The sequence below is a fragment of the Tenacibaculum soleae genome, assembly GCF_030549005.1.
In the GTDB taxonomy this organism is placed as follows: Bacteria; Bacteroidota; Bacteroidia; order Flavobacteriales; family Flavobacteriaceae; genus Polaribacter; species Polaribacter soleae.
The window spans coordinates 1-11,160 of sequence record NZ_JAUOSW010000015.1; the positions used below are offsets into that span (position 1 = coordinate 1).

Here is an 11,160-nt window from a genome sequence, read left to right on the forward strand (position 1 = left end):
ATTAAATAACTTTTTTTGTTCTTAAAAGACTAAAATTTTTGAAATTCAACGAGATTTTTTTGCATTAAACCCAACGTTTAGTATAAGAAACGTAGGGCAGTTGATAAGTACTTACGTTTCGGTTTATTACTTAGCTAAATATAAATATTTTGTTTTTATCTTTTGTTCTATAAACGCCAAATTTTATATTTAGTGGACTTTGTAAATATTCACAGACCTTTCGGTTAAGCCACAAATGCCCTATGTTTTTTATACACTGTTAGGCTTCGTTATTATTCCGTATGCGTATATAATTCGTGTATTTTGTGTATGAAATCAATAGAGTATTCCGCACAATCTTCTGTTATCTTTGAGAACCTTTTTCCATTTTTTCCAAAATCACTTTCATTTGATGATATAAAAAACAATTTTTCACCATTAACCTTGTAATTGGATAAATCTATACACGTTTCCCAAATCACGCAATCTTTAAATTCATTTTTAATACCAGGAGGTACTTTTGAAACAACTCTATCTCTAGCTAATTTTAAATAAGAATTGTCATTGATAAAATATGTTTTATTTAATAAATTTTGGACAATACGTTCAAGAGTAGGTAATAAATCAATGGAGTTTTTGCTTATTTCAGAAGCTTCTTCTGACATTCCAAGACCAACTAGGTATTTCATTAGCTTATTATATTGTTTTAATGTTTCATTAATCAACTTATCAGCCTGTCCATACGGTTCTGGATAATTGTCTTTAATTTCAGAAATGACGATTACTGAAGAGACGGAAATAGCTTCACCTCTGTCTATCTGTGCAATAATTCTTTTAAGTGTTTGAATAAATGAATCATTTGTTGAGTCAATTACAAGATTAAAAATATCCAATAACCCACAAGTATCCCAAAAGTAAATATTTTTACATTCGGGAGGTATATTTTCTAAAATCTTATCAGGTTCAATTATTTGTAAACTATCTGTCTGTATCATACTCTTTTAATAAGTCACGTCCATATTCATAGTCAATAGCTATTTTATTAACTAATTCATCATCAGGAATTCCGATTTCTTCAATTAAGTACTTTTCAAGTTGTACTGAAGTTAATTCTGATTGATTTTTATGAGCTGAGATTAAAAAACTTGCCCACCTTTGAAAATCTAAAGGATGTGTATTTAAAGTAGATTTGTTGGCCGAATTAATCCAGACTTGAAGCTTTTCAGAAACTTTTAACCCTGCATAATCGATAATTGTTTTACTATCACTTGATATAATTACTTGATACTGGTTGTCAATGTTTTGTTTTATAATAATATCATTAAACTCATCTAAGATGGAATTATACTGCTCAATGCTCAATTGCCCTGATTTATTGGGAGTAATATTAGTGATTTTTAGTTCATTTTCATCAGCTACTAACCATACATAGGCAACAGCACCTCTAATTTCAGGGCTCTCAAATGTTAAAACTTGATCTGACTTTTTGCCAATCATTTTTGCGTAATCGAGAGTTTTTTCAGAATTGTACAAAAACCTATCTAAATCGACTGTTTGTAATTTCACAACCAATGTTGACAATTTTTCGGGTTCAGAAATTATTTTTAATTCTTTAAATGTTTTCATACTCATATTTTTATTTTTTGGATATTTCAGTTCAGTTTTTTTAATGAAGCCTAACGTGTTTGTGTAAGATTAGTTGCGTGTTTTAAGCACTAAAGTTAGTAAATAAATCACAGATAGAAAGTCCGCGAGGACTTTCGTAAATTGGCTAAAACCAGCAATTAATTTTACACGGTGTTGGCAATAGTTTTTATTCAATTGGAAAACCTTCAGCTTTTAATTCCCTTAATTCTGTTCTGTTAAACTTGTCAATAACTAAATCCATTTTTCTTTTTTCCTTTTTTTTATGATAAACCCAATAATATAATTCACCTAAGTGTGATTGACCTTTAAACCATTTTCCTTCTGGATTTCTTTTTTTATCATAGCGAAAAGCTTTCCATTCTTCTGTTTTATCAACGGTTCTAGATGAAACTTCCCATTTTAAATTTTCTTTAAACTTAGTTTTCCAGACTTCTTCTACTTTTAATCTAAGTGTATTTGATATTTTATTTTTGTTTTTTGAAACTTTACTATTGAATCTATTCCTAAAATTCATTTTTGAAGGATTTTCACTTTCTGATAAATCCTTTACAAACCTTTCAATAACATCATTAGTAGCTCTACTTGTATCTTTAAAATAAAAACCTAAATCATTTATAAGTTTTTTTAATTCAAGTTTTTTTCCTTTTTTATTTGCTTGTCTAACACCAACTAACCAAGTACCAAGTTTTCTATCTTTATAGACATATCTGTGATTCATTCGAATATCTTCTTTGTCTAGAATAGCATCTAATAAAACATCAAGCCATTCTTCTTCTATATTTTGCCACATTAACTCATTGGCATCTCCAAAATAGAAACCAGCTTTTTCTAATTTTTCAAAATGTTCTGTTGGAATTATTTTTTTAGAATAAAATATTTTTTGTTTTCTGTACCAAGTATAAAGTCTATGGTTTTCATAATCTCTAGCTACTGTTTTACGTTTTTCTTTTTCTGAATATTCTAAATATTCTTCAAAAAGTCCTTCCCAATTGTCTAAATAATATTGAGTCACAGTATCTTCATACATTGAACTACCTCTTCTAGTCTTAAAAGTTTCTAAATCTCCTAATTCCTCTTTTTTAAATTTATTTTTCTTTCGTTTGTTAAATAAGTTTTTGTTTTTGCTTGTAAAATTAAAATCATCTCTTGTATGACTTTCATCAAATACAAAACCTGATTCGATTAAATCTTTTAAAACACCTTTGTCCAATTTCTCAACATTTTGGTCAGTTCCGTCTAATATTGTTTCAAAATATTTGAGAAATTGCTTTTTAAACTTTTGACCTTGTGTGTCTGTTGGATTAAATTCCATTAAAGTAGAAGCTTCAATATTGTCAAATAATCCAGGTTTTGTGAGGTTAGAAGAACCTGTTATAAATCTAGTTTTTTTCTCTCCATCAAAATAGTATATTTTTGGATGAAACATTATTGAGCTACTTGTACAAAAAATCCAAGTAGGAATTGAGTTGTCAATCATAAATTCAAGAGCTTCTTTAGAAGTTCCTTTTTCTACTATTCCTAAATAAAATTTGATAGATTTTCCATCTTCTTTTGCTTTTAGTAATTCTTCTCTTATAGAGTTTATTCCAGACATTTTAGTAAATGCTGAAAATGCTGTAAATGAATTGTATGTGTTGTCATTCAGAGAACTACAGATATAATCTCCAACAGTTTTTTTGTTTCCTTTTATTCCGTGTCCAATGAATTCTACTATCATATTCTCGGTTTTTCTCTAAATTATTGCCAACGTTGTTGTATAAGATTAGTTGCGTGTTACAAGCAACTAATTTACTAGATTAATCACGAACGGCGAAATTCCGAAGGAATTTCCCAAGTGAGCTAAAACCAGCAATTAATTTTATACGGTGTTGTGTGTAGTTTTTTTATTTTCAGTTTTCATTCGTTCAGTTGCTTTTCCAATTAGAAAGATAAAAAATGTAATAATTCCAGAAAAAATCAATCTAGTAATAAACGAAAAATTTCTCCCAGTATCAGAACTCACTTTATTTAGCGCAACTTTTAATTCAGGCGTAATTTCAGCACCATTAAACATTCCATCTCCATTCAAGTCAAATTTTCGCAAAGCCATTTCCGATGAAATGTCAGCATAAGTTGCTCCTCCAACAATCAGAAGATAAATTCCGAAAAATATTATTGTACTTATCCAAAACGATTTCCATTTTCTATTTGCAAATAGTTTTTTCCTTTTCAGAATTATTGTTCCTAAAATCAAAATTGAAATTAGACTTGGAATTATTAAATGATATGGTAAACTTATTTCATTCATTAATTATTTTTTTAAGTTAAATTGTTTCATATCATTTTTTTGAGTTCAGTTGAGTAATTACACACAACGTTGCGTATATGGTTTAGTGCGGGAATAGAAAGTCAGCAGACTTTCAATTTAGCACGAGGCAAAGCATTTTGTTTGCCTTTATTTTTTCTGTACTAAAGTCAAATCAAAATGATTTGACGGACTTAGTAAATATACACAAAACTTTGAATTAAACACTAAACCCGTATTAACTATATACATTGTTGGCTTTAGTTTACTTCACATTAAAGAGTATTCTACTTTCATTAATTTTCAAATTTAATCTTTCTCCGTGTAAAAAATGAAAATTAAATGAATCTAAAATTTCATCATATTTTTCAATTAAGTCTATTTTTTGGTAAGAGAATCTACACATAGCTGATGGATGACATTTTTCATATTTAGATTTTTTTTTGTTTAGAATAATCTCCTCCGCACAAAATGAAACACTTTTATTTCTATCTATTTTAGTGTCAATGATTTTAATTTTTCCTGTTTTAGCTTTCTGTTCAGGATAAAGTTCATAACCACTACACATATTAATTCTAATTATATAATTTTTGTTTTTCTTAAATTTAGCAAAAGATTGAATTTTTTTATCTGATTTAGTATAGTTATAATAAAAGAAGATAGTGTCAATATTATTACTTATGGGTATTTTATAAGTTTTTTTATTAGGTTCTATTTTAATTCCATTTATTTCAAATAGCATGGTTTTGTCTTCAAGTAATTCTAAGTTCTTGAATTTAATTTCTGCTTGTTGACAAAAAAATAAATTAGAATATATTACTAAAATTAAGGTTAAGTATTTCATTTTTTTAATTAAAGCCAACGGACTGGTGTATGATTTCGTTGCGTGTTTAAGCACTAAAGTTAGCAAATAAAACACAGATAGAAAGTCCGCTAGGACTTTCGCAAGTGGGCGAGTACTAGCAATGAATTATACACGTTGTTGGCAACTGGCTTTTAGTTTATTAATCCTTGATAATTTTTCAATACTGTACTCACTATTTCTTTAGAAACAGTTTCGCTAATTACTCCACCAGCAACCATTTCACTTATTCTACCTATGAACAATTGAGTCCAATGTTTTTTGTTTAAAAAATAATATTCTTTTAATTCTTGAAGTTCATCGTATAAGTCATTATAAGTTAGTTCTTGACCGAGTTTAATTTTATTTAGGTCATCTACTATTCTTGTCAAACTTTCATTGTTAATATTTCGTTCTGGAATTGAAAATTCTGACGAATCTAAACCTTCTATTATTTCATCCTTCTCATTTTGAATAAAGAAGAGTATATTTTCATAATTCGTGTTAATTCCGCATTTGAGTCTGTCTTTTTTATACTGACAGGATTCTAAATGCTCATCATAACCCAATTTTAATAGCTTAAGTAAAGTATTTATAAATTCAAGTTTATGCGAATCTTTTCTGTATTCATATAATTCGGTTCTTACTCCTTGAATAAATACTTTATGATTTTCTCCTTCGCTGAAATTGTACATATGGTAATCTTCAGCTTGTTTTTGTATTAAGTTCATCTTTTCATCTTATTGGCAATTGGCTTTTTATTCACGATTAAATACTTGATTATAATATTCGTTTAATAAACCTTTTCCGCTATATTTTGTTTTTAAAATTAGTTTTGATTCAGCACAAGCCTTTTTATATAAACTTTGCTCGTTCTCATTCAGACTTTTTGAGCCTAAATAAACCATTTTGTAAATCGGATTAGATTGTTCCAATTCGAACGCTTTTTTAAGCATTTCTTTTCCTTTAATTTCCAACTCTTCGTAATCTCCAAATTCGTATGGGAAAATTGAAATCGTATATCCAGCGATAAAATTAAATTCAGCCAATTCCGAGTATTTATACAGTCCATTTTTTAATTCAGATTCCAATTCAGTTCGTAAATTGATATCTTTCTTAAATTGTCCATTGACATCTTCAAGCATAGACCATAAAAAGAAAAAATAATATTTCCACGTTTCAAAATCCGAATTGTTTTCCGAAATCAGTTTTTGATATTCAGAATATGCTTCGTTATATTTTTCGGCAGTTTCTAATTCAAATATTTGTTCCATATTTTGATTCATTCGGGATTTTGTTCAGCTTGTTGCCAACGTTTTTGTATATAGTTTGTTGCGTGTTTTAAGCACCTAATTTAGCAAATACAAACTAAATAGAAAATCCGCGAGGATTTTCGTAAGTAGGCTAGGACTAGTAATGAATTATATACGGTGTTGGCTGCTGGTTTTTCCTTTTTTATTTCACTGACATTCTATAACTTCTAGCCAAGTTACAGGATATTTTAATATTGAATTGTTTCTCTTTTCATATATATAAATCTCCTTAAAAACCTCTGAATTCTCCAAAATTTTAAGTTTTCCATTCTTTTCAGAGTTTTTAATGTTTTCGTCTATTAATTTGTTTCTATAAATAATTATTTCAGAAAGAGTGTTAAAGGTGAATTTTTCAATTTCATTTTTTTTCACGTTCATTAATTCTGATTTTTTATTATACTCAAAATAATTTCCATTAATATAGAAAGTTGTATTTCCGTTTTTTTCAATTATTTTCCTGTTCTTCTCATTTATAATCTCATTCTTCAAATTGTATGAGATATTCACAATATTTGTCTTTTGAGAATAGCTATTTATTGAATAAGTTAATAAAAGATAGAATATAATTTTCATAATTAAATTTTAATCGGAGGATCTTCCTCTACTTGCTGCCAACGTTGTTGTATATGGTTTGTTGCGTGTTTTAAGCACCTAATTTAGCAAATACAAACCTAATAGAAAATCCGCAAGGATTTTCGTAAGTAAGCTAGAACTAGCAATAAATTATATACGGTGTTACCTGCTGGTTATTTCTTTCCTTTTACTGTACTTGTCAAAGAAGCAATTTTATTTTTCGCTTCCTCAATCTTTTGTTTCTTTTTAAAAGCATCGAGTTTCTCTTCAAGAATTAATTCAATACCTACTTTTACTGTCTCAAAATATGCTAAACAGTCTTGTTCTTTTAAACTATGAATTCCTACACTCAAAATTCCATATAAAGATTTGTTTTCTACTAAAAATTCGGGTAAATGGTTTTTCAGAAGTTCTATTTTTTCTGCCATTCTTTGTTTCGAATATTCAACATCATTCCAACCAGCATCTTGTTTTGCTAATAGGTGTGCTTCTTCAATCAGGTTTTCAAAAATTCTACGTAAATATACAAATGACCCAATTCCAACTCCATTAGCTGCTAAACCAATTGCACGTGTAAATTCTTTTAACTGATTTTTAGTTAAAACTTTATTATATTTTTTTATTTGATTAATGTGAAAATCTGCAATTGAAGGGATTTGCCCGATTTTTTGAACTATTTTTTTCTTTTTATCATAGTATATGAAAATATCAACAGTAGCTCTAGTTCTTACACAAGTTAATATACATCTGTTAATACCACCATAAGTGAAAAAATAATCCAAACTTTCCATTCTTCCTGCCGAAATTGAATAAGTTGTATTTTCTTTAAGACTTGGACTATAATAATCAACGTTTCCATTATAATCCATTAATCTTTCAAAATGTCTAAAAGTATCTGGATTATTTAAATCAATTCGAGTGTAAATTGGTAACTCAAAGTAAAATTGTATTGGATGTAGTTCATTCATTGTCTTTGGTTTTTTCAGCTTGCAGGTAACGTTGTTGTATATGGTTTGTTGCGTGTTTCAAGCAACTAATTTAGTAAATAATTACCGAATAGAAAATCCGTTAGGATTTTCGTAAGTAGGCTAGAACTAGCAATAAATTATATACGGTGTTGGCAGTAGTTATTCTTTTTTTTCAATTCCTTTTAAAATTCTATCAGTTTCTGATAATATAGGTAATAACCAATTCCAATATTTTTGAAGTTCAATTAAAGGTGTTTCGTGAAGTGAATACATCGTGAAACTCCATTTTCTTATTTTTCCAGTTCCATGGACTTCTGGTGTTCTAAAATTATTGTCAAAATCAGTAATCCCTTTGATTATATTTTCAGCAAATTCATTTGGTATTTGTTGAATTTCTAAAGCAAGTTTTTGAAACTCTTTTTTTCTGCTTTTTGCCTTTCTATATTTTTCATAACTTTCAGGTTTAAACATTAAAATCATTATTCCCATTATTTTATCCCAAATTGCACGATATTTTGGTATAAAATTCCCGTTATAATATTGCATTTCTGCTTTTCCATTAAATTTAATTTGGCTATCTAAAACAGAGCCATCTTCTAACTTTCCTTTTGAAAAAAAATTATTCCAAGCTCCTCCTGCGTTTGTAAAATCGATATTCAACATAACAAAATTTATTTTCAAGTCAAGTAATGCTGTAAATAATCTAGCTCCTTGCTCATAATCTTGAAGATTTTTAAAAGCTATATTTAAATCTATATACGGCAATGAATAACCAACTTTATTTTCTTGAAATTTGTCTAAACGTTCACAAAACAGCTTTACTTCATTTTTGTTATTTAATTTAAAATGTTCTAATTTCATTTTGCTTTTTAATTACTGCCAACGGTCTTGTGTATGATTAGTGGCGTGTTTAAGTACCTAATTTAGCAAATAAAAACCGAATAGAAAATCCGCGAGGATTTTCGTAGGTAGGCGAGAACCAGCCATTAATTATACACGGTGTTGCCCACAGTTTTTTATTCTTTTCTGATTAATTTTTCTAATTCTTTTTCTATTGGATTACCTTTAATTCCTTCCATACTTTCAAAGTATTCTTTAATTACTAAATCAGATAAATTATAGGTTTCTTTTAAACCACTAATTATCATCGAAAGATATTCTTTGTTTGGTGCGTTTATTTTGTCGGTTAGGTTTCTCTCGTTTGTAAATGTGAATATTGGATTTCCATTTTGTTCTCCTAAATACAATAGATTTCCATACCAAGATTTTTCTCTAAAAATAAGAGAACCTGATTTTTGTGCTTTTTCGAAATCAATGTTTAATTCTCCTTTGTTATTTGTTTCTTGTTTAACAACTTCTATGAACTGTTCTTTTGTGATAAGATACATTTTACCTAAAGTCGTTTTACTTTCGTCAAAATCTGTTTTGATAAATCCTACGCCACTTCCATTCCAACTTTTAGATTTATTAGCAAAATACAGTTCGCTTTTTATGTAAATTTCCTCGCTTTCAGTTGGTAAAGTTTTGTCTGTGCAACCTTTATATAAATTATTTGAACCTTTTGGTTTGCCGCCTTTTATGTAGCAATTAAATCGGTCCTCCAAAAGGTTAGAACCATAACTTGCGTACCAAACTTGATTTTTATCCATAGACTTTAATCCTATTTTTTTAGTTCAATTATTTCTTTTAATGAGTCAAATTCTGGATAATCCAAAATGTCAATTTCCTTCATACTTCCTAATAATATTGAATCTCTACATTTTTTCATTCTCGATAGCATTGGTTGTAAAATACTATTATAGCGATTTACAAATTCGGTTAAATCCGACTTATTTACAGGCAATTTATATCCACCGCTATTTGAACTAACAATAATTACATTGTTATCTCTTAAGTTTCCAATAATGTTTTTTCTAAATAGTCTAACAGAATATTCTAATCCAATTTCATTTTTAAGTTTGTCCATTAATTCGTGTGTTTGAATAAAATAATGCGGACTAACTTTTTGAATTAACATTAAGTATTTTAAAAGGTAGATTTGAGCAATAAAATCTGTCTCATCTTTCTTTTCATTTTTTGCAATATAATCTTTAACTAAATTCAGAGAAAGTTCAGCGATTTTTGGGTCAAAATTTTCTGTTTCTTTATCTGTTCTTAAATAGTTGGCAATGTTATTAGGCCAAAATCTAACATTAAGTTTATCTTTTAATAGCGTAAGATATTCAGATGAATTTTCTTGAAAATGTTTTTTATCGAAACATTTGGCTAAACTGCCAACAATAAAATCACTTAATTGGACTAAATTATTTTCCTTGCTATCGCTAAATTCAAATAGTTTGGTTTCATTGAATAAATCGTACTGTGTAACTTTATTCTCAATATACTTTTGAAAACTTTTTTGATATTCAGTAGTACCAATTTGGTCTGCAATAAATGTGATTTTATTGTTAATTCTATTCAGGTCTGTAACTAATAACTTATTAAAATATTTATAAAAAGATTCCTTGATGCTTAATCCTTCTGAATTAATTTCTTCTTTGTCAACTACTATCAAGTAAATAGTGAAATCAATTTGATTTAGTTCATTAAGAATTGTAAGTCTTCTTGTGTGTTTTGCTCTTTTTACGTTTGAGGACTTAATTTCACTATTTTGAAAATGAGTTTTTCTAACTTCATCAATTATTTTCTTTGCGGGTATTAAATTCTCCTCTTTTATCAGAGTAGCACAGATTAAGAAATGCGAGGAAACTCCATCTTTTTGAGTTTCTATTGAGTTTGTTCCGAACTCGTCAATATGTGCTAAAATTTTTGTCAAATAGTACGGTTTTTTCTAATTGTGGGCAACGTGTTTGTATAAGCTTTGTTGCGTTGTTTAAGCAGTGAATTTAGTAAATAAAACACGAACGGCGAAATTCCGGAGGAATTTCCCAAGTGAGCTAAAACCAGCAATAAAGTTTATACGGTGTTGTGCAACGTATTTTTTTTCTTAAACCAATCAAAAATTTTTTTCAAAAAATATCTGCTATTTATTTCAATTCCTAAATTGTTTAAAGTCATTTTCAATTCCGAGATTTGTGATTTATTCAATTCAACCACGAATTCTGTTTTATTAATTTTAAAAAAGTAAAATTTTCCATACTCTTTTTCTAAAGTCAACTTTTCAATTTGAGTAAGGTCAAAACATAAATCAGATTCTTTTAAAGTCAAGTCAATTTTATTTTCACGGAAGGTAAATTCTCCAACCCTAGAATAGATAAATGAACTTAGAATAGTAATAATAAACCCAGTTACCATAAAGAATGAAGAAATAATTGAAATAGTCAATTCATATTCATAAATTTTTTTCAATTCATAAATTGATGTAATAGATATCAGTATTATTCCATATGTAAGGAGTGTAATTCTCCATATTTTCACAATTTTATGGTTAAAAATATAATTTGTGTTAATTATGTCTGCTTTCATAGATATGTTGCACAACGTGTTTGTGTATGATTTCGTTGCGTGTTTCAGCAACTAAATTAGTAAACAAAAACGAACCAGAGGAAATTCCAA

General features: G+C 28.0%; 13 protein-coding genes. All 13 read right to left on the reverse strand.

Annotation, left to right across the window (positions count from 1 at the left end; translation table 11 throughout):
- Positions 1-272: 272 nt before the first annotated feature.
- Positions 273-974 carry a PIN domain-containing protein gene (locus Q4586_RS13600; RefSeq protein ID WP_303529882.1) on the reverse strand — a complete coding sequence of 234 codons (702 nt, stop codon included), beginning with the start codon at positions 972-974 and terminating at the stop codon, positions 273-275.
- On the reverse strand, positions 958-1,605 hold the full coding sequence (locus tag Q4586_RS13605; protein ID WP_303529885.1) for a hypothetical protein: 648 nt from the start codon (positions 1,603-1,605) through the stop codon (positions 958-960). The genes Q4586_RS13600 and Q4586_RS13605 overlap by 17 nt, the downstream gene beginning before the upstream one ends.
- 187 nt (positions 1,606-1,792) lie before the next feature.
- On the reverse strand, positions 1,793-3,343 hold the full coding sequence (locus tag Q4586_RS13610; RefSeq protein WP_303529888.1) for a phospholipase D family protein: 1,551 nt from the start codon (positions 3,341-3,343) through the stop codon (positions 1,793-1,795).
- Positions 3,344-3,484: 141 nt separating this feature from the next.
- Positions 3,485-3,913 (reverse strand): hypothetical protein, encoded by a 429-nt coding sequence (locus tag Q4586_RS13615; protein WP_303529891.1) that lies wholly within the window; start codon positions 3,911-3,913, stop codon positions 3,485-3,487.
- A 262-nt stretch (positions 3,914-4,175) separates the two neighbouring features.
- Positions 4,176-4,754: a hypothetical protein gene (locus Q4586_RS13620; RefSeq protein ID WP_303529893.1), complete on the reverse strand. Its 579-nt coding sequence runs from the start codon at positions 4,752-4,754 to the stop codon at positions 4,176-4,178.
- A gap of 152 nt (positions 4,755-4,906) precedes the next feature.
- The gene (locus tag Q4586_RS13625) at positions 4,907-5,446 is read right to left on the reverse strand and encodes a hypothetical protein (RefSeq protein WP_303529895.1); all 540 of its coding nucleotides are present in this window, start codon (positions 5,444-5,446) and stop codon (positions 4,907-4,909) included.
- 63 nt (positions 5,447-5,509) lie between these two features.
- On the reverse strand, positions 5,510-6,025 hold the full coding sequence (locus tag Q4586_RS13630; protein ID WP_303529897.1) for a hypothetical protein: 516 nt from the start codon (positions 6,023-6,025) through the stop codon (positions 5,510-5,512).
- A 186-nt stretch (positions 6,026-6,211) separates the two neighbouring features.
- Positions 6,212-6,637 carry a hypothetical protein gene (locus tag Q4586_RS13635; protein WP_303529899.1) on the reverse strand — a complete coding sequence of 142 codons (426 nt, stop codon included), beginning with the start codon at positions 6,635-6,637 and terminating at the stop codon, positions 6,212-6,214.
- Between the two features lie 173 nt (positions 6,638-6,810).
- Positions 6,811-7,605, reverse strand: coding sequence for a hypothetical protein (locus Q4586_RS13640; protein ID WP_303529901.1), 795 nt, complete (start codon positions 7,603-7,605; stop codon positions 6,811-6,813).
- A 159-nt stretch (positions 7,606-7,764) separates the two neighbouring features.
- Complete coding sequence (locus Q4586_RS13645) at positions 7,765-8,466, reverse strand: hypothetical protein (protein ID WP_303529905.1); 702 nt, start codon at positions 8,464-8,466, stop codon at positions 7,765-7,767.
- Between the two features lie 155 nt (positions 8,467-8,621).
- Positions 8,622-9,254, reverse strand: a complete 633-nt coding sequence (locus tag Q4586_RS13650) for a hypothetical protein (RefSeq protein WP_303529907.1) — start codon at positions 9,252-9,254, stop codon at positions 8,622-8,624.
- An 11-nt stretch (positions 9,255-9,265) separates the two neighbouring features.
- Positions 9,266-10,420 (reverse strand): DUF3800 domain-containing protein, encoded by a 1,155-nt coding sequence (locus tag Q4586_RS13655; RefSeq protein ID WP_303529909.1) that lies wholly within the window; start codon positions 10,418-10,420, stop codon positions 9,266-9,268.
- Positions 10,421-10,560: 140 nt separating this feature from the next.
- The gene (locus Q4586_RS13660) at positions 10,561-11,070 is read right to left on the reverse strand and encodes a hypothetical protein (RefSeq protein WP_303529911.1); all 510 of its coding nucleotides are present in this window, start codon (positions 11,068-11,070) and stop codon (positions 10,561-10,563) included.
- Positions 11,071-11,160: the final 90 nt, after the last annotated feature.

What these genes read in the sequence shown, in the direction of transcription:
- Q4586_RS13615 (WP_303529891.1), bottom strand. Translation starts at nt 3,913, where the DNA reads ATGAATGAAATAAGTTTACCATATCATTTAATAATTCCAAGTCTAATT.
- Q4586_RS13635 (WP_303529899.1), bottom strand. Translation starts at nt 6,637, where the DNA reads ATGAAAATTATATTCTATCTTTTATTAACTTATTCAATAAATAGCTAT.
- Q4586_RS13660 (WP_303529911.1), bottom strand. Translation starts at nt 11,070, where the DNA reads ATGAAAGCAGACATAATTAACACAAATTATATTTTTAACCATAAAATT.
- Q4586_RS13620 (WP_303529893.1), bottom strand. Translation starts at nt 4,754, where the DNA reads ATGAAATACTTAACCTTAATTTTAGTAATATATTCTAATTTATTTTTT.
- Q4586_RS13605 (WP_303529885.1), bottom strand. Translation starts at nt 1,605, where the DNA reads ATGAAAACATTTAAAGAATTAAAAATAATTTCTGAACCCGAAAAATTG.
- Q4586_RS13645 (WP_303529905.1), bottom strand. Translation starts at nt 8,466, where the DNA reads ATGAAATTAGAACATTTTAAATTAAATAACAAAAATGAAGTAAAGCTG.
- Q4586_RS13600 (WP_303529882.1), bottom strand. Translation starts at nt 974, where the DNA reads ATGATACAGACAGATAGTTTACAAATAATTGAACCTGATAAGATTTTA.
- Q4586_RS13630 (WP_303529897.1), bottom strand. Translation starts at nt 6,025, where the DNA reads ATGGAACAAATATTTGAATTAGAAACTGCCGAAAAATATAACGAAGCA.
- Q4586_RS13625 (WP_303529895.1), bottom strand. Translation starts at nt 5,446, where the DNA reads ATGTACAATTTCAGCGAAGGAGAAAATCATAAAGTATTTATTCAAGGA.
- Q4586_RS13610 (WP_303529888.1), bottom strand. Translation starts at nt 3,343, where the DNA reads ATGATAGTAGAATTCATTGGACACGGAATAAAAGGAAACAAAAAAACT.
- Q4586_RS13650 (WP_303529907.1), bottom strand. Translation starts at nt 9,254, where the DNA reads ATGGATAAAAATCAAGTTTGGTACGCAAGTTATGGTTCTAACCTTTTG.
- Q4586_RS13640 (WP_303529901.1), bottom strand. Translation starts at nt 7,605, where the DNA reads ATGAATGAACTACATCCAATACAATTTTACTTTGAGTTACCAATTTAC.